General features: G+C 43.7%; 13 protein-coding genes and 1 pseudogene. 7 read left to right on the plus strand and 7 right to left on the minus strand.

All coding sequences use genetic code 11. The features are described from left to right. A pseudogene (locus Q4591_RS15550) lies at positions 1-400 on the minus strand (hypothetical protein); the annotation flags it as partial. Positions 401-715: 315 nt separating this feature from the next. On the opposite strand from Q4591_RS15550, the gene Q4591_RS15555 reads away from it, so the two are divergent. The 3 genes from Q4591_RS15555 to Q4591_RS15565 all read left to right on the plus strand — a co-directional run bounded on the left by Q4591_RS15555 (position 716) and on the right by Q4591_RS15565 (position 2,928). Then, positions 716-1,132: a nitrous oxide-stimulated promoter family protein gene (locus tag Q4591_RS15555; protein WP_102440295.1), complete on the plus strand. Its 417-nt coding sequence runs from the start codon at positions 716-718 to the stop codon at positions 1,130-1,132. Between the two features lie 114 nt (positions 1,133-1,246). Continuing rightward, complete coding sequence (locus tag Q4591_RS15560) at positions 1,247-2,092, plus strand: hypothetical protein (RefSeq protein WP_133126568.1); 846 nt, start codon at positions 1,247-1,249, stop codon at positions 2,090-2,092. A gap of 263 nt (positions 2,093-2,355) precedes the next feature. Continuing rightward, a complete protein-coding gene (locus tag Q4591_RS15565) occupies positions 2,356-2,928 on the plus strand; it encodes a YSC84-related protein (protein WP_102440297.1) in 573 nt (190 codons plus the stop codon). Positions 2,929-3,076: 148 nt separating this feature from the next. On the opposite strand, the gene Q4591_RS15570 is transcribed toward Q4591_RS15565, so the two are convergent. The 3 genes from Q4591_RS15570 to Q4591_RS15580 all read right to left on the minus strand — a co-directional run bounded on the left by Q4591_RS15570 (position 3,077) and on the right by Q4591_RS15580 (position 6,782). After that, positions 3,077-3,631: a hypothetical protein gene (locus tag Q4591_RS15570; RefSeq protein ID WP_241901006.1), complete on the minus strand. Its 555-nt coding sequence runs from the start codon at positions 3,629-3,631 to the stop codon at positions 3,077-3,079. A gap of 229 nt (positions 3,632-3,860) precedes the next feature. Beyond that, positions 3,861-6,209, minus strand: coding sequence for a YgiQ family radical SAM protein (locus tag Q4591_RS15575; RefSeq protein WP_102440299.1), 2,349 nt, complete (start codon positions 6,207-6,209; stop codon positions 3,861-3,863). 177 nt (positions 6,210-6,386) lie between these two features. After that, positions 6,387-6,782, minus strand: a complete 396-nt coding sequence (locus Q4591_RS15580) for an MAPEG family protein (RefSeq protein WP_102440300.1) — start codon at positions 6,780-6,782, stop codon at positions 6,387-6,389. Positions 6,783-7,001: 219 nt separating this feature from the next. Between Q4591_RS15580 and Q4591_RS15585 the strand changes: the two genes are divergently transcribed. Then, positions 7,002-10,490 carry an indolepyruvate ferredoxin oxidoreductase family protein gene (locus Q4591_RS15585; protein WP_303461800.1) on the plus strand — a complete coding sequence of 1,163 codons (3,489 nt, stop codon included), beginning with the start codon at positions 7,002-7,004 and terminating at the stop codon, positions 10,488-10,490. A gap of 22 nt (positions 10,491-10,512) precedes the next feature. Next, positions 10,513-11,892: an FAD-binding oxidoreductase gene (locus Q4591_RS15590; protein WP_303461802.1), complete on the plus strand. Its 1,380-nt coding sequence runs from the start codon at positions 10,513-10,515 to the stop codon at positions 11,890-11,892. 71 nt (positions 11,893-11,963) lie between these two features. Here Q4591_RS15590 and Q4591_RS15595 read toward each other — a convergent pair whose 3' ends face one another. Both Q4591_RS15595 and Q4591_RS15600 read right to left on the minus strand, forming a co-directional pair. Next, positions 11,964-13,220, minus strand: coding sequence for a D-amino acid dehydrogenase (locus tag Q4591_RS15595; protein WP_303461804.1), 1,257 nt, complete (start codon positions 13,218-13,220; stop codon positions 11,964-11,966). Positions 13,221-13,255: 35 nt separating this feature from the next. Further along, entirely contained in the window at positions 13,256-13,627 is a 372-nt protein-coding gene (locus tag Q4591_RS15600) for a RidA family protein (protein WP_102475793.1), read from the minus strand. A gap of 309 nt (positions 13,628-13,936) precedes the next feature. Here Q4591_RS15600 and Q4591_RS15605 point away from each other — a divergent pair, with 309 nt between their 5' ends. Beyond that, complete coding sequence (locus tag Q4591_RS15605; RefSeq protein ID WP_102440306.1) at positions 13,937-14,656, plus strand: Crp/Fnr family transcriptional regulator; 720 nt, start codon at positions 13,937-13,939, stop codon at positions 14,654-14,656. Between the two features lie 194 nt (positions 14,657-14,850). On the opposite strand, the gene Q4591_RS15610 is transcribed toward Q4591_RS15605, so the two are convergent. Continuing rightward, on the minus strand, positions 14,851-17,031 hold the full coding sequence (locus Q4591_RS15610; RefSeq protein WP_303461806.1) for a TonB-dependent receptor: 2,181 nt from the start codon (positions 17,029-17,031) through the stop codon (positions 14,851-14,853). A 330-nt stretch (positions 17,032-17,361) separates the two neighbouring features. Between Q4591_RS15610 and Q4591_RS15615 the strand changes: the two genes are divergently transcribed. Then, positions 17,362-18,909, plus strand: coding sequence for a M81 family metallopeptidase (locus tag Q4591_RS15615; protein WP_303461807.1), 1,548 nt, complete (start codon positions 17,362-17,364; stop codon positions 18,907-18,909). Positions 18,910-18,918 lie beyond the last annotated feature (9 nt).

Here is an 18,918-nt window from a genome sequence, read left to right on the forward strand (position 1 = left end):
CTGGCTCTGGCTCTGGCTCTGGCTCTGGCTCTGGCTCTGGCTCTGGCTCTGGCTCTGGCTCTGGCTCTGGCTCTGGCAGCTCATAAGACTCAGTCTCGACTATTTGTTCAACTGTTGCTTCAACTTCATCTACGGCAGTGACTACAGTATCTTCATCTTGCACAGGGCTTGGTTCTAATTCTTGAGCTATTGATTCAGTCTCAAGTTCAGTATTATCTTGCGGTGCTGACTCAATCTCAGATGGGCCTGAGGCTATATCTGTTATCTCAGCTTCTGGCTGCGGATCTGCCTGAGTTGGTTCTTTCTGCTCTAGCTCTTGCTTAGCAACGGTTTGGGTTCGACGATAAAGATAAATACCCAGCCAAACCAATAAAACAACGACAATAATTTTAATAATCATTTATAACACCATATTTGTGTCATGCTGTGTGCATTTGAATAGTTTTGGAGTTTACCATTCCTAGCCTATCCGAAGAAGGAAGCTTCATTTTTCTGCTTGAAAATTAAACAAGCTGAACTAATATTAATAAGCTATTCTTAGGACAAAAATCAAGTGTTTATGTCGCTTTTATGCTCGTTAACACAATAAGCTGACATTATTTTTAGCTTTTGTTTTTATGTGCTCTAGTTCAAGCTTATTAAGCATTGAATTGAATAAACAGACTGTGATTAGGTAAACTAGCCATACCCGAGTGATTTACTATGGTATTAACACATGACAATAAGCGCGATCCTATCAGGCAAGCTGTTATATGAATTCAACACAATGAATGCTATGGCAAAAATTTATTGCCGGGCTCATCATCAAATTGCGTTACAAACGGAAAATAGCCAAGGCTTGTGCCCAGATTGCATTGAATTGCTTGAATACGCAGAAACACGCTTAGATCGCTGTCCTTATGGTCAACAAAAGCCGACATGCAACAAATGTCCTGTGCATTGCTACAAACCGCACATGAAACAAAAAGTGCGTGAAATCATGATTTACTCTGGCCCAAGAATGCTGCTTCCCCATCCTATTATGGCGATAACGCATTTGCTCGCAGAAAGAAAGCCCGCACCTGGCAAACCGCCCGAAGCGGCGTCAAACCGTCATATGAGAAAACAGAAAAAACATAATAATGCTGCTTGATAAAGCGTGATTTAAGATATGACTTAACGATAAACAAAGGGATTGGCCATCGTAATTAATCAGTTTTTTTCACAGGCGTATATTTGGCTATCATTACTCGCTGGCATACATTGCTTGGGAGTAGGTTTTTACGTCCGCTATATTTTTGCTAATAACGACAGCAGCACCAGCCATAGTAATCGCTTACTGGGCGCCTTATTTATTCTGATCTCGCTATTCTTTTTTTCAGCCAGTATCACCCGCGAAAACGCCCCAATTCAAATTCATTTTATGATGACGTTAATGGTGCCATTTTACTTCTTACTGATGCCCTTACTGTACAGCTATTGCAAAGCGTGTTTACAAATTAAAACCTCTGACCTCAATTTCGTCAAACATATACTTACTACGCTAATTTCCATGGCGGTTATTGTTGTCACTGTATCGTTCAATATTGGTATGGTTCCCGATGCATCCCATATTCAAGTCAACAACATCAGTGAATTAGTCACCATTAATAAAATAGCCCTAGTCATGCCTGCCATTATTTTAATTCAAAGCGGGATCTATTTTTTCCTTATCATTAGCGCGTTAAGTCGTCATAGAGTCGACAAACATCAAAGCTTAAAAAATGTTAGATTTAGGTGGTTATTACTGCTAACTGGCGGCATTTTACTTAATTGGGTTTTACGATTGGTATTGGTGTTATTACCCTTCTATTTTGGTGACACTATTTCTAGCTATGCTGTTGGCATCGTCAGATTATGTCTATTAGCGACCATTTATGGGTTTGCCATATACGGACTACACCAAGTGACCCGACTGGTATTTTTACGTATCAAGGTCAATAAAACACCCCAGCATCATAGTGCCAAGCTGCTACTGGATAATGAAGAACTTGATTATTTAAGAAGTGTTATCAGTGATGACAAAGCCTCAGATCAGGGCTTAGAGAACAAGTCAGTCCCAAAAACTAAGTGAAATTAACTTCGCCAGATAAAGGCCACAGCCTGAGCCAACACCTGTACAAACAAGCTCAATTAAAGAGGATATTAAGTGAGTTATTTACTCACTGCTAGATTTAAATAACAACACCACTCATTTAAATACTCAGCACCAACTGAACTCATGTTAGTTTTAAGCACCTAGTAGCAATATTAGGCGTTTTTATTACAGCTTTGTTCAGCTTGGGTTTGCTATGCTAAAGCTATCATCACTAAAGTTTGCTTATCACAGGAGTTTTTATGAAAAATATATTGTCATTGCTAGCGGTCACATTCGTGCTTATCGGACTGACATTTTCCAGCTCAGCTCACGCTGACAAATACGCCGAAGCCATTGCCGATTTTAAAAAGGCCCCCGAAGTACAAGGTTTTTTTGATAGTGCCTACGGCTATGCGATTTACCCAACAGTGGGTAAAGGCGGCTTTGGTATCGGTGCGGCCTACGGCTCAGGCAAGGTATATAAAGGTGGTGTTTATAGTGGTGATTCAAGCGTGTCACAACTTTCTATTGGCTTCCAATTAGGTGGACAAGCTTATAGCGAAATTATTTTCTTTAAAGATGCTGAAGCCTATAACGACTTTACCAGTGGTACCTTTGAGTTTAGCGCCCAGGCATCTGCAGTGGCCATTACTGTTGGCGCCAATGCACAAGTGGGCTCAACAGGTAACTCAGCAGGGGCTGGCAATGCAGGCAACCGTACAGCAGCTAATGCTGCTTATATGAATGGCATGGCGGTTTTCACTGCCGCGAAAGGCGGATTGATGTATGAGGCGGCTATCGCAGGCCAATCATTTAGTTTTGATGCTAAATAGCCATGACTTACAAAAAACTAAATTTACATAGACTTTAAATCACTGCCCTTTCAATTAATCATGATCAATAAATCAGGCTACCTTGGCAGCCTGATTTATTGCACTTCAAGTACTTGCCACTGTAAGCAATGTATGGCTTCAGCGATACTTACTCATGACCCCAAGGTGTTGGCGGTAATGCCACTGGCTTGGTTAAATCAAAATCAACGCGAAAATCACGATTTTCGCGGGTTAAACGATAAGTGAAGACTGTTGGCTCAATGTACATATGCCACACGTTAGTCACTGACGCTGTTAAGCCATTTTCATTAAAGTTAGCAATTGATTCAGCATCGACAGGAAATGATTGCTCAGTTGCAGTGCCCATGTCAGCAGTGTCGCCACCGTACATGGTGACTTTGTCTTCAGTGCCATCTTCATGACGGTGATCATGCTTTAAGCGCAAGCCTGAAGTGGTTTTGGTGATAACCCAAGTACGAGAGTGATCGTCACCCACATGAAAAGGAATTTTAAGCTCAGTATCGCTGCATTCACGTACGTGCATGATTAATGCTTTATTGCTAAAAGCTGAATCAGCTTCGTTGCCCGCAGTCACCTCACCCGCATACGCTTTACCACAATGCACAGCAAGCGCATCAAAGTAACTGTCTTGTACACTAGCGTAAGTGGTAGATTCATCATGATCATGACTGCCATGTGCCATAGCAGTAGCGGGGATCAGACAACTCAATACAGCAGTGGCCAATATTTTTTTCATTATTATTCCTTGGGGTATTTATTTTAGTTTTTAATCATTCATTTAAACCATGGGCGATACCCTAAAGCAAATGAACTAGGCTTGCAGACTAACAGTGATTGTTTAATTTAACCTGAAATAAAAAAACCGCCTATTGGCGGTTTTCTAGTTAACAATTTCAAATTAGCTCAGCGGCTTATCTAGCGCCCTTACTATTTGAAGATTTATTTTTTGCATTCGCCTTATTGCTAAATGGCTGCTTCTTCTGTGACCAGCCTGTTTTAGCTTTGCCTTTGTTAGCGCTATTGGCATTAGCTGGTTTTTTAGCTGAAGATGACTTGCCGCCTTCTTGCTTTTCGCCAGCCGCTTTGGCTTTGTTGGCTTTGGTCGGTTTTTTACCGCTGTCTCTATCCGCAAACTGATTACCAGAAAAACGGGTGAAAGCCGTCTTACTACCATCATTTTTGCCACCACGGTTTTTAGCCCCAAAACCTTGGCGCTCATTACGTGATTCTGGTGGCACAATATGTTGCACCCCATTACCAATTAAATGCTCTTTACCCATGGCAGCTAAGGCTTCACGAATAAGTGGCCAGCCTGCAGGATCATGATAGCGCAGCAGCGCTTTGTGTAAGCGGCGCTGACGGCCTTTCTTAGGCACGGTCACTTGTTCACTGGTGTGCTTCACATTCTTCAATGAGTTAAGCTCAGTGTGGTAAATGGTGGTGGCATTGGCCATTGGCGATGGATAAAAATTTTGCACTTGATCAAGCTTAAACTTCTCTGATTTAAGCCACAGGGCTAGATTCAGCATATCTTCATCGGTGGTCCCCGGATGTGCTGAGATGAAGTAAGGAATAAGATACTGCTTCTTACCCGCTTCTTTAGAGTAATGATCAAATAGCTCTTTAAACTTATGATAACTGCCCATTCCCGGCTTCATCATTTTGCTTAGTGGACCATCTTCAGTGTGCTCTGGGGCGATTTTTAAATAGCCGCCCACATGATGCTTAGCCAGCTCTTTAATGTAGCGAGGATCTTCTGTGGCTAAGTCATAACGCACACCTGATGCAATCAGAACCTTTTTAATCCCCGGCACGTCACGGGCGGCGCGATATAAATCAATGGTGTGTTTATGATCGGTACCTAAATGGCCACAAATTGAGGGATATACGCAGGATAAACGTCGACAAGTGGTTTCTGCTTTGACGCTAGTACAGCCGAGGCGATACATGTTAGCGGTTGGGCCACCTAAATCTGAAATAACCCCAGTAAAGCCCGGCACTTTGTCTTGAATATCTTTAATTTCTTTGATGATAGATTCTTGCGAGCGACTTTGAATAATGCGCCCTTCATGCTCGGTAATCGAGCAGAACGAACAGCCACCAAAACAACCTCGCATGATATTAATCGAGGTTTTAATCATGTCGTAAGCAGGGATCACCGCTTTACCATAACTTGGGTGCGGTACGCGCTGATACGGCAAATCAAACACCGCATCCATTTCATCAGTATTTAATGGCCACGCTGGCGGGTTAACCCACACAGAGCGATTTCCTTGAGCTTGAAATAACGCGCGGGCACAACCCGGGTTTTGCTCTTGATGCAAAATACGTGAAGCATGGGCATACAAGAATTTATCGTCAGCCACTTTTTCATAAGCTGGCAGTAGCACATAGGTTTTTTCCCACGGCTTAGGTCTTGGCGGCTGCACGCTGATGGCTTTAGGGGCATCATTATCAAAAATCTTTTTATCGGTTGGGCCGGATAATTTTTCACAGCCGACATCATCAGCACCATAAGGATTGGGGATAGGATCAATCTTGTGTAGTTGATCTAATTTGCGCGAATCCATGCCTTTCCAGCCGGGCAAAGGTTCATGACGAATAACTGCGGTGCCACGAATATCGTGCAAATCAGCCATTTTTTCGCCATTAGCGATGCGATGTGCCACTTCCACCAGCGGGCGCTCGGCATTACCGTAAATTAAGATATCGGCTTTAGCATCAAATATCACACTTCGGCGCACTTTATCAGACCAGTAATCATAATGAGCGATACGGCGTAAACTGGCCTCGATACCACCGATCACCACGGGCACTTCCTTGAAGGCTTCTTTACAACGCTGGGTATAAACGGTTACCGCGCGATCTGGGCGTTTACCGCCTTCATCGTTTGGGGTGTAGGCATCATCACTGCGAATGCGACGATCTGCGGTATAGCGGTTGATCATCGAGTCCATGTTGCCGGCGGTTACACCGAAAAACAGGTTCGGACGACCTAGCTTCATAAAGTCATTTTTATTTGACCAGTCTGGCTGACAAATAATACCGACTCGAAACCCTTGTGCTTCAAGCATACGGCCAATAACCGCCATGCCGAAACTTGGGTGGTCCACATAAGCATCGCCACTGACGATAATAATATCGCAGCTATCCCATCCAAGTTGATCCATCTCTTTGCGAGACATCGGAAGAAAGGGAGCTGTGCCGTAACACTCTGCCCAGAACTTTGGATAATTAAATAACGTGGATTCAACTTGCATGTGTGTAACCTAAAATTGATGGATACGTCGATAAACGGTCGCGGAGTATACCAGTTGGCGATGAGTAAGTGTGACTAAAAAAGCAGCAGATGTGAAATTTTTTTATTGATGACTAAAAATAAAAAACCTTATAAATACAGTGGGAATAGTAAAACTCCCACCTTATCAAGTACTCAGTCATAAGCCTAGAAATAAACCGATATTAACCACGGCTAAGCTGACAATAATTATCCAGGTGATTAATACTCCCCAAAAGCGGCCAAAATGATAACCGCCTTTGCCCTGCGTTAAGCCAATGGCATGTAACAAGCGCGCGAATAACCACAAACTGCCAAACAAATGTAAAAACGGTGCTGAAAGCCCATTCACTTCAGCCACCAAGATTAATAGCAGCGCAAATGGCGCGTTCTCCACAAGGTTAGCGTGCACGCGATCTGCAATAATTAACTCTTGATTACCCTCATTGCCAATACCAATCTTCAGCCCTTTTCTAAGCTTTACCACTCGTAAACTAAAATAAATGGCCATTATGGCCGTTAAAGCGATATATAACCCCGATACACTGGCGATCATTTGAACTCCTTTTAAATGCTGTTAAGGCTTCACTATATGCTAAATATCAGCTTTGTTTAATGAAAAAAGCGATTTTTATCATCACAGCGGCAAGGCTTACAAAAGCCTAATTTTGAATTTATTTAACAAATGTCACCTATATTGCAGTCATCATAATTCACATGTTCTAACCTAAAAATCGATTGATAACACCAAATATGACTCGAAGGAACAGAGCAGATGAAACATAGTGACATCACTTTAGAAGATAAATATAACAATACATCTGGTCGTATCTTTATAAACGGCAACCAAGCTTTAGTTCGATTACCGCTAATTCAAGCGCAATTAGACAAAAACCAAGGCTTGAATACCGCGGGTTATATTTCAGGTTATCGAGGCTCGCCACTAGGGGCATTAGATAGTTATATCTGGAAAGCCAAAAAGCGTTTAGATCAACATAACATCACCTTCCAACCTGGGGTCAATGAAGACCTAGCTGCAACGGCGATTTGGGGCACCCAGTTACTCGACACCATACCCGAGCCTAATGTCGATGGCGTATTTGCCATGTGGTATGGCAAAGGGCCCGGTGTTGATAGAAGTGGCGATCCATTTAAACATGCAAACTATGCTGGCACCCATGAACATGGCGGCGTGTTGGTGGTTTACGGTGATGACCATCCTGGTAAATCATCGACTATTTCACATCAAAGTGAACAAGCGTTAGCGGCAAATCTTATTCCCTCACTTTACCCTGCCGATGTCAGCGAATTTATCGATTATGGTATTTTAGGTTGGGCGCTGTCTCGTTATAGCGGCTTATGGGTAGGCTTTAAATGTGTGAATGAATCAGTGGAACAAACCGCTACCATTGATATTAATCTCGACAATATAGATATCAAACGTCCTAGTCGAGATGACACCCCCACAGACAGCATCAATCTCAAAACCAGTGGCTTTATCCCGCCGCAAACCAATGAAACCAATGTCATTACTCACCGCTTGCCCTTGGTGCATCGCTTTATTAAAGCCAATAATCTTGATCAGGTTCGCATAGCCAAAAATGACAACGCCTCACAAAGAAGTCTGGGTATTGTCACTGCCGGTAAAGCCTATAACGATGTAATGTCGGCCCTGGCATTATTAGAGATCGACAATGATCTTGCGCAAACACTGGGGTTATCGGTATTCAAATTAGGTTGTATCTGGCCCATCGAGCCCAGCAAATTAACCGACTTTGCCCAGCAGCAACCTGAATTACTGGTTATTGAAGAAAAGCGCGCCTTTATTGAAGAGCAAATAAAATCAATCCTGTTTGGCAAACAAGGTGCCACACGGGTTATTGGTAAACAGGATGAAAATGGCCTCGCGCTCGTCAGTGCCGATGTGCAGTTAGAGCCACTCACACTGGCCTTTATCATCGCTGAGCGCCTGCGCATTAATGGTCAAACTCACCCCAAGGTTGACGCCGCAATTGTGCGTTTACGCTCAAAGCTTGACCCTAAAAGTTGCGCCACCAGCTTACCTAGAACCCCTTACTTTTGCTCTGGTTGCCCCCATAACACCTCCACAAAAGTACCTGAAAACAGTATCGCTATGGCTGGTATTGGCTGTCACGCCATGGCAGCATTTTATCGCAAAGACACCATGATCCCTTGCCATATGGGCGGTGAAGGCATGCAGTGGGTGGGCTTAGCCAAATACACTAACACCAACCACGTGTTTCAAAACCTAGGCGATGGCACCTATTATCACTCTGGCTTAATGGCAATCCGCGGAGCCATCGCGGCCAAGGTCAATATCACCTATAAAATTTTATATAACGATGCCGTTGCCATGACTGGCGGTCAGCCAGTGGATGGGCCAATCTCCGTCGCTGAAATTAGCCAACAAGTGACCCATGAAGGCATTAGTAAATGTGTGATTGTCACTGACTCGCCACAGGCATACGCCAATAACCCAGACATCGCCAAAAACGTTGAGATTTATCATCGTGACCGCTTAGACATGGTGCAAACCATGCTCAGCAAAATAGCAGGTTGCACCGTATTAATTTACGAGCAAACTTGTGCAGCAGAAAAGCGTCGTCGCCGTAAACGTGGCTTAATTGCTGATCCAACTAAACGCTTATACATTAATGCTGACGTGTGTGAAGGCTGCGGCGATTGCTCAGTTCAGTCAACCTGCGTGAGCTTGCAGCCTAAAGTGACCTCGAAAGGCATCAAGCGTCAAATAGATCAATCCAGTTGTAATAAAGATTACAGCTGTAATAAAGGCTTTTGTCCTTCGTTTGTTACCGTCATTGGTGGCACCCCGAAAAAGGCCGCTGCCACCGCGATTTCAGCAGATGTGTTTGCCACGATTCCCGCGCCTACCGCGTGTAACATTGATGATAACTACAATGTCATGATTGCAGGGATTGGCGGTTCAGGGGTGATCACTGTCGGGGCGATATTAGGCATGGCAGCTCATATTGATAATAAAGCCTGCTCAATTTACGACATGACCGGCTTGTCGCAAAAAAATGGCGCGGTTTACAGCCATCTTAAATTTGCCAACTCACCTGAGCGATTATTTAGCCCTAAAATTGATACTGGCAGCGCCGATTTAATTTTAGCCTTTGATTTACTGGCCACATTAGATCAGCACATTATTAAAATCATTACTTACCAACAAACTCGCCTGATTGGTAATGCTGCCATTGCGCCACCAGCAATATTTCAATTAAACCCACAAGCGATCCCCACTGAGTTTAAAGAGCAGCAATCGTTAGCCCAATTATTAGGCTGCGATAATGTCGATTTTATCGATGCTTCTAACATCGCCAAAAAACTCATGGGAGATACCATAGGCGCTAATTTATTTGTGGTGGGCTTTGCCCTGCAAAAAGGGGCGTTACCGCTTTCAGTTGCCTCAGTTGAACACGCTTTACGCCTTAATGGTGTGAGTGTTGACTTTAATCTCAACGCGTTAAATTTAGGCCGATTATTGTGTTTTAATCCTGAATTTTTCTCGCAATTACTGACCACTGACAGCCAGCAAAATATTGCGACCACCGCCTTTAGCGCCATTGAAGATGGGGCTGAGCATCTCAGTCATTATCAAAGTAATGCCTATGCCGAACAATACCGTGAGTTTATTGAACAAGTCAGCCAAGCAGAAAAAGCTGTGGCTGAAAATTCTGACCGCTTAACCTTAGCGGTAGCCACTAATCTGAGTAAATTAATGAGCTACAAAGACGAATATGAAGTGGCGCGTCTGCACAGCTCAGCGACGCTTATGCAAAATTTACACAATGATTTTGACGGCGACTTTAAGGTTAAATTCTCTCTTGCACCGCCTTTGTTTAGCAAAAAACACCCTGATACTGGCTTGCCTATTAAGCGTGAATTTGGCCCATGGATCTTAACGGTGTTTAAAGTGTTGGCTAAATTTAAGTTTTTGCGCGGCTCTAAACTAGATATGTTTAGCTATACCAATGAAAGAAAGATGGAAAGGCAGTTAATTATAGATTATCAAGCAGATATAAAGCATATCATCGAAAACCTGAATCATGATAATTTACCACTCGCCATTGAAATCGCTCAGCTACCGCAAATGATTAAAGGCTTTGGCCATATTAAAGAAAACAATATTAGCGCCACACTCATGGCCAAAGGAAAGCTATTACATCAATTTACCCATGGCCCAGATAAATCAGCCATTCAATTTAAAGAAGTTAGCTAATACATAGCTACAGAGAGTGAATATGATAGATATTATAAAAAAGATAACCGCTATCGTAGGTGATAAAGGCATTATCCTTGGGGATGACGTTGCCAACAGGCCTGCTTACTCTTATGGCAAAGGACAATGCCAAGCACTGGCCATAGTGCGCCCTGCTTCAACCGAAGAGCTATCTAAGGTGATGAGCCTTTGCCACCAGCAGGATCAAACCACCATCCCTTGGGGCGGGTTAACCGGATTGGTCAATGGTACCTATGCAACAGCTGACGATATTGCGATTTCGTTAGAGCGCATGACTCAGATTGAGTCCATCGATAATCAAGCGGGCACTATGACAGTGCAAGCGGGCGTGCCGCTACAAGTAGTGCAAGAAAAAGCCGCCACAGAAGATTGGTTATTTGCTCTGGATTTAGGCGCCAGAGGCAGCGCCACTATTGGCGGAAATATTGCCACCAATGCTGGCGGTAATAGCGTGCTTAAATATGGCATGATGCGTGAACAAGTCTTGGGCTTAGAAGCGGTTTTAGTGGATGGCACGGTTATTTCGTCATTAAACAGTATGCTAAAAAATAACGCCGGTTATGATCTTAAACAGCTATTTATCGGCACCGAAGGCACCTTAGGTATCGTCACTAAAGCCGTGTTACGCCTGCACCCTTTGCCCAGCAGTCGCAATACTGCCATTGTCGCCGCAACCCAGTTTGATGCTGTTGCCAAGCTACTGAAATTACTCAACAGTCACTTAAATGGTCAGCTATCGGCATTTGAAGTGATGTGGGGCAATTTTTATCAATTAATGACCGACTCAGACAAGCACAATACGGTTATCGACAGTGGCTATCCATATTACGTGTTAATTGAAGCCACAGGCCATAACGCCGAGCGCGACGCCGTGCAATTTGAAGAAGCGCTAATGGCTGCGTTAGAGCAAGATATTTTAGTGGACGCCGCAATTGCTAAGTCAGAAAGTCAGCGTGAACAGTTATGGGCCATGAGGGATGATATTGACACTGTCATCAGCGAGTTAAACCCACTGTTTGCCTTTGATATTAGCCTGCCTATTGCCAACATGGAGCAATATATTCAGCAAGTTGAAAGCCAAATTATGACGCAGTGGCCCCATGCAAAATTCATTGTATTTGGTCACTTAGGTGATGGTAATTTACATTTAGGCATTTGTGTAGGTAGCGATGATGAGCAGACTAAGCATCAAGTGCAAAGCATTGTTTATCAGCAGCTAAAACCTTACGCTGGCTCGATTTCTGCTGAGCATGGCATTGGTTTAGATAAGCTTAAATACTTACATTGCTCCCGCACTGACAACGAAATAGCCTTAATGAAACGCTTGAAGCTCGCTTTTGACCCTAAAAACCTGCTCAACCGCGGCAAGGTTTTCCCTTAGAGGTGGTAATAAATGTCAGCGTAGCAAGCCATTCAGGTTTGCTACCCTGTCCAATTAACTCAGCAATTAACTCAGCAATTAACTGCGTAATCAGCGAGAGATATTTCAGGGCGCTCGCCACTAATAAGGTCTGCAAGCGCCTTGCCAGAGCCTGCCGCCATCGTCCAGCCTAAATGCCCATGGCCAGTATTAATATATAAATTATCAATTTTTGAGCGGCCAATTAGCGGTACACCCGATGCTGACACCGGTCGTAAACCCGTCCAACTTTGGGTGGTTTCTGGGTTCACAAAAGCGCTAGACTCAGGGTAAATCGCCTGCAATAAATCATAAAGATTCTGCAACCGCCCAGGATTTAACTGGGTATCATAACCGTTAAACTCTGCCGTACCCGCCACCCGAATTCGATTCCCTAGCGGCACCACCCCAGCGTGCAGCGAATGGTCTATCACAGGCATGCTAGGCCCGCCCTGCCAGCCATCAAGCGTTAGGGTTAATGAATAACCTTTACAGGGGCGAACCGGAATATTAACGCCCACTTTATTCGCTAATAACGGCGTGTAACTGCCTGCTGCCAATACAAATGCATCGGCATCTAACTGGCCTTGGCTAGTGTTAATGTGGGTGATTTTGCCCTGGTGCTTAATAATATCGCTTACTGTGGTGTTATATAAAAACTGCACCCCTACTTTTTCAAGGTAAGTTGTTAGCTCAACACAGTATTGATGGGCATCGCCAAAGCGATCTTCAGGAAAATAAATACTCCCCGCAACCTTATCGTTTAGCGGGGCCAATGCAGGCTCAAGTTTAAAGGTGTCATCACGGCTGAGCATAGTAAACTTAACCGCTTCAGGCTGAAGAAACTCGGCCATGGCCAGCACTTCATCCAGCTCCTGTTGCTGACGACAGACCTTAATGGTGCCACTGCCACCACCCAGATCAGTCAAACCGATTGCTTGGGTCATATCATCAAGCACATCTAGGGTGTATTTCGCCATGCGGGTGTTACGAAAAATACTTTGCTCGTAGGTTTTACGGCGAGAGTTTTTTAGAAAGGAGAGCCCCCACAATGCCAGCGAGGGTAATGCTTTAGGTCTGAGTAGTAATGGCGAGTCTTCTTTGCCAATCATTTTTAGCATATTAAAGAACACACCTGGTGCATTCCAAGGATCTGACAAACTGGGGGTCAGTAAGCCGCCGTTGGCAAAACTGGTTTCAAGGCCTGCACTTTCACGTCGATCAATCACTGTGACTTGATGCCCTTGAGCATGTAGCTGATAAGCGGTGCTCAAGCCCAACAGTCCACTACCAATAATAATGATATTCATGTTTTCCCCTCAAGCATTACAGCGCTAATTGGTGGCTAATCTTTTATCGCTAACGCTTCAATTTCAATGCGCGCACCCGGGATCAATAAATCAGATCTCACAGTCGCTCTAGCAGGAGGATTATTAGGGAAAAATTCAGCATAGGCCTGATTAAAGGCGGCAAAATCTTCAACGTGGGTTAACCAAATGGTATTTTTTACAATGGCGTCCAGCGTTAAATCTTGCTCTGCCAATAAGTTTTTGATGTTGGTTAGCACTTGCTTGGTCTGCACGGTGATATCACCATCCACTAATTGATTGTTCTGATCAAACGCCATCTGCCCAGATAAAAAAATAAACCCACCAGCAGCAACTGCTGGAGAGAAAGGTAAGCCTAAGGCATTGTTACCTAATACTTGTTTAGCCATTTAAATTCAACCTTATATCAATGATGTCATGATGATTAAAAATCATTATAGGAGTAATTATTTGGCCAACACTGCAATCAAGATGACACTTGGGTAACTCTTGTTAATAAAAAAGATCCCGCTAAGCCTGCAGGTAACAAATTAGCACCATTTATTACTATGCTGTCGACCTCAGTCATGGTAGAAATAATCAGCAGCCTTTTACGGTGATGGCTAAATTTTTTACAAGAAAAAAGCCAATATAACAATAAAATATGGCCGTCAATTTCAGCATAAATACTAAAAATAATAACCAAAGTGAGCTCTAGTATGTCGAATACAGCTAATTGGATTGCGTTATTGCCGCAACACATTCAAGACGAAGTAACCGCTACATTTAAAATAAAACACTTTAGTGATGGAGAGCACATTTACAGAAAAGGTGAATCAGGTGCTGGCGCGGGCCAATATCAAATACTCAGTGGTACGGTCCGTCTAAGAGTTATTGCCGACAATGGTAAAGAAGCCACTTATGTGATTTATGGTGAGGGTGACTGCATCGGTTTTTTATCCGCTATTGATAATGATGTACGCCCGCAAGATGTTATCGCCATTGGTGAGGTCAAAGTCGGTAAAATTTTATCGAAGGACTTCGAGCAATTAACTGAAAAATATCCCATTATTTATAAAACACTGTGTGAGCATGTGGCCTATCGTATTCGAGAGGTGTTTAACATGTATGAGTATGGGTTATTTTTTAATTTAGAGCGCCGCTTAGCCAATCAAATATTATTTTTACTGGCCTTTTCAGCCACTAATGTTCCTAACTCTGCTTGCCAAGAGCTTGAATTTACCCAAGAGATGTTAGCCTCTTCAGTAGGTGCTACCCGTCAGGCCATTAACAAGTTACTGAAAGATTGGTCAGATGCCGGATTTATTGAATATCACTATGGAAAAATCCGTATTTTAGATTCTAAGCCGTTAGTCAAAATATCTGGGGTGGATAAAATGATCACCTCTCAAGTGGCTGTTAAAGCCATCGCGTCATAGGCGTAAATAGGCTTAATTGCCCGCAAGTTACGGGATGAGTTAATGACTGCAGTGACGAGTTGAAGTTAATGGCTCACTTTAAACATTAAGTTAAATAGCATCAAAAAAGCGCAGATTATAAAATAATCTGCGCTTTTTATTTATCGTCAAAACCAAGGTTAAGCGTTAGCTAGACCAAGGTTACACCTGCAAGGCTAAAACTTATATTGTCCTTTAACGCCATAGGTTCTTGGCTGGCTGTACTGAGCACGTCCTATGCCCAAAAATGAGGTCGAGTTATGAATTTGCGACACATCATCTGCCAGATTTTTACCCCATAAGAACACATTCCATGCGCCTGACTCAGCTTCAAAGCCAATTCTTGCAGCGCTTTCACCGCGCTCTTGGTTTAAGTTACTGACGGCATTATCTGGGTTTGAGTAAAACTTATCCCGTTTGAAGTAATCAGCCTGAACCACAAAATCGCCATAGTTCAGTGAATAACGATACTCAGCGCCAATGCCATAGGTATATTTAGGCGCTTCAGCTAATTGATTACCCGAGAAGTCAGTACCAGGGCCTGCTGGCTCTGGAAAAGCTTTAAATTCAGCATCAGTGTAACCATAGTTTGCCCACAACTGTAGACTGTCGATAGGTTGCCATTGCAGCTCAAGTTCAAAGCCTTTACTTTCAACTTCTGCGGCATTGGTAATAGTAATGGCCGTGCCACCTGATGGCAGTTGAGTAAAGCTTTGCACTTGGTAATCATCATGTTGTGAGATAAACACATTGGCATTTAGATTTAAGGTGTTATCTAAAAATGGCGACTTAAAGCCAATTTCATAAGAATCAACCGACTCATCTTCAAAAGGTAACGCTTCGGCATCATTGATTAAGTCGGCATTATAACCACCGCTTTTAAAGCCGCGAGAATAGCGGGCAAATAGCAGTAAATCTTCAACAGGGATCCAATTTAAGCTCACCGTAGGTGATACATCTGATGCGTCACGTGACTCTTTGGCTGATAAATTAGTAAACAAGCCTGAAGTATCAACAATGGTGTAATCAATAGCTTTCTCTTCATAGGTGTAACGAAGACCTGCGGTGATACTCCACTGATCAGTAAATCGATAATTACCGTGGGCAAATAGCGCATATGAATCGGCATCAACATCAGCTACACGGCTAGCACCAACATACACTGGTGGCGCAGCTGGGTTAAGTGCAGGTGCAAAGGCTTGGACATCTGAGTCACCCTCAATACTTTGGGTTAGGTAGTAAGCGCCAACAATGTAATCAAAGCTTTCATAGGCAGGAGAAGCGAGTCTTAACTCTTGAGAGAAGTGAGTTGAGTCTTCTGTTTGAAATTCAGTAAAGGCATAGGGCAGTGGCGAATAGTCTTCATCCACATCACTTAAGTTCCATTCTGAGCTACGTAGGCCTGTAACCGATGTTAATTGGAATTCATTGGCAAAGGTATGATCAATGGTCAGCCCGCTGCCTTTAATGGTGCTATCTAACCTTTGGGTTGAATCTAATGACACCACATTGACATCCGGTGCGAGTGGATCATCGACTTTTTCACCCAGTAATACGTTGGCTTTATTTTCAACATAATCAAAGCTTAACGACACGTTGGTATTCTCACCCGCATGCCAATAAAATTGCGCTCGGGTTGCCAGCTCATCTTTATTATTGAATTCATCAACAAATTTATCTGCTGGGAGGATCACCCCCAGCGGATCGCTGTTTTCAACAAAACCATCACGATCGGTTTTCGTCACTGACAAGCGCCCTGAAAAATCTTCAGAAAATGGAACATTAATACTGCCGTTATAGCTTTGCAGGCCAAAATTGCCAATATCCACACCTAAACGCCCGCTCAGCTCATCTGAATGTGGTCGTTTAGTAATAATATTAATCGCACCAGCAACGGTATTTTTACCAAATAGGGTTCCCTGAGGGCCGCGCAATACTTCAACACGTTCAACATCTAACGCGGATTGGTTAGCAGCTGATGAGCGCCCAACCCAAACGCCATCAATATATACCCCAACGCGGTTATCGTAACCTGGGTTACGTGAGCGATCACTAATACCGCGAATACCAAAAGATGGTGACGACTCTATGTACCCAGTGACAATCATGTTCGGCACACTAAATTGCATGTCTCGCACATCTTGCGCGCCTAGCCTTTCAATATCGGTCTCGTTCATGGCACTGATGGCAATAGGGACTTCATTAATTGATTGGGCGCGTTTTTGTGATGTCACCTGAATGACTTCAATACCTGTGGCGTTGTCTTGTTGCGTAGGGTCATTTTCTTGTGCATAGCTTGGAGCACTAAGCCCCAGCAAAACCACACTAATTGCGATACCTAATTGTGTTCTCTTCATCGTCGCACCTGTTTATTTATTTTTGTTTATTGGATTATTTTTATAAGCAAAAAACAGCACGCTCCCAAACTGCGCAACTCAACAACTTTGCCTTTATCTAGGGGTAACAAACTGATTAGAGGCAATCTGTCATCTAGATTACAAAGTGGTAACTTTCACGCAACGAACAAAAAGATTTCATCTTAACATTTGCCAGCAGCGTCTTTGTCACTGGACTGACAACTGCTGTTTCGGCGCATAATGTTCAGCAAATGTAATCAATGTGACAGTGTGGTGATTGCTTAAGCCCCTATCTTAACGTTAACGTTTTGATTACAAGTTGGTGGTGGCATGAAAGATTCAAATAAAATTCGCGTGGGGATCGGTGGGCTATTTCATGAAACAAACACCTATGCCACAGAGTTAACTGGGCCGACAACCCTTAAAGATTTAGTGGTGTATGAAGGTGAAGCGCTATTAAAGCTTGCGGGTACTGCCATGGGCGGCGCTATTGATGCCTGTCTCGAAAGTGACTGGGAAATCGTCCCAACAGTATTCATGCACGTTAACACCACATTCGGCACAGTTACCGACGATGCTTATGCCGCCGTCAAGCAGCAGCTGTTATCAACATTAGCCAATGAGCCAGTCGATGTATTTTATTTGATGGTTCATGGCGCAGGTATCGTCCAAAGCACCTCAGATTTAGAAGGCGATCTGGCTAAGTCCATCCGCGAGGTCGTTGGGGTTGACACCAAAATCGTTGCCTCAACTGATTTACATGGCAAAGTGACAGATCTTATTGCTCGTGAATATGACTATTACACCACCTGTAAAGAATATGCCCACGTAGATTTTAATCCTTGCGCCAAAGAAGCACTACTCACTGGGGTTAGCGCCTTTTTAAATCAACTGACGCCCACCATGAATTACCAGAAAATTCCGATTTTATTGCCGCCTTCAACCACCATGGAGGCAGGTACCTTTGGCACCTTAATCCGCGATAAGTGCCTTGCCTATGAAGAAAATCCTCAAATACTCAATTGCTCGGTAATGCACGGTTTTCCCTATCAAGACACTGAATATTGCGGCATGTATGTATTAGTGACCACTGACAACGATATTGTGTTAGCTGAGCAAATTGCCACTGAATTTGCCCAATGGATTTGGGACAACAGACAACTCAGCCTTAATCTGCCACCTAATGTCGATCAAACCATTGCCATCACAACCGATATTCTTGCCACTAAAGGCCTCTATCAAGCCCCTGCCGCTTTTTGGGAAAATGATAATAAACCGATTGTGATTGCAGATATCGGTGACAATCCCGGTGGCGGCTGTACCGGTGACACAACCCATTTGCTGAGTAAAATCCTCACCACCGACTTGGGTAAAGTGGCCTTTTTTAATATTCGCGATCCCCAAGTGGTAAAGCAAGCGATTGAGGCGGGTGTTGGCGCAACGATTAGTGTCAATTTAGGTGGCAAGTTAGATCCACTTCGCAGTGGCAATCCTATTGCGTGCACAGCTTATGTAAAGTCGATTTCTGATGGCATAGAAACCATTCGTGGGCCGATGTTAAACGGTGTCAGCTTCGATTTAGGCCCTTCAGTGAGACTCACCGTTGGCCAAGTGGATGTGATTGTGCAAACCGGTTTAGGCCAAGCTTTTGACGATGTATCGGGGCGTGCCCACGGCATTGATATTTATGAATACGATGTGGTTTGCGTTAAATCATCAGCACATTGGCGCGCCTTCTACCAAAAAGTAAGTGATCACTTACTGATGGCTGACTCACCCGGGCTTACCACCGCCAGAGTGGGCGAATTTGCGCATACCAAGCTCACGCACCCTATATATCCCATTGATAATGATGCCAGCTTTCCCATTAGCGCGTAAACGCTTCGC

It is taken from the genome of Shewanella sp. 3_MG-2023, assembly GCF_030548765.1.
In the GTDB taxonomy this organism is placed as follows: domain Bacteria; phylum Pseudomonadota; class Gammaproteobacteria; order Enterobacterales; family Shewanellaceae; genus Shewanella.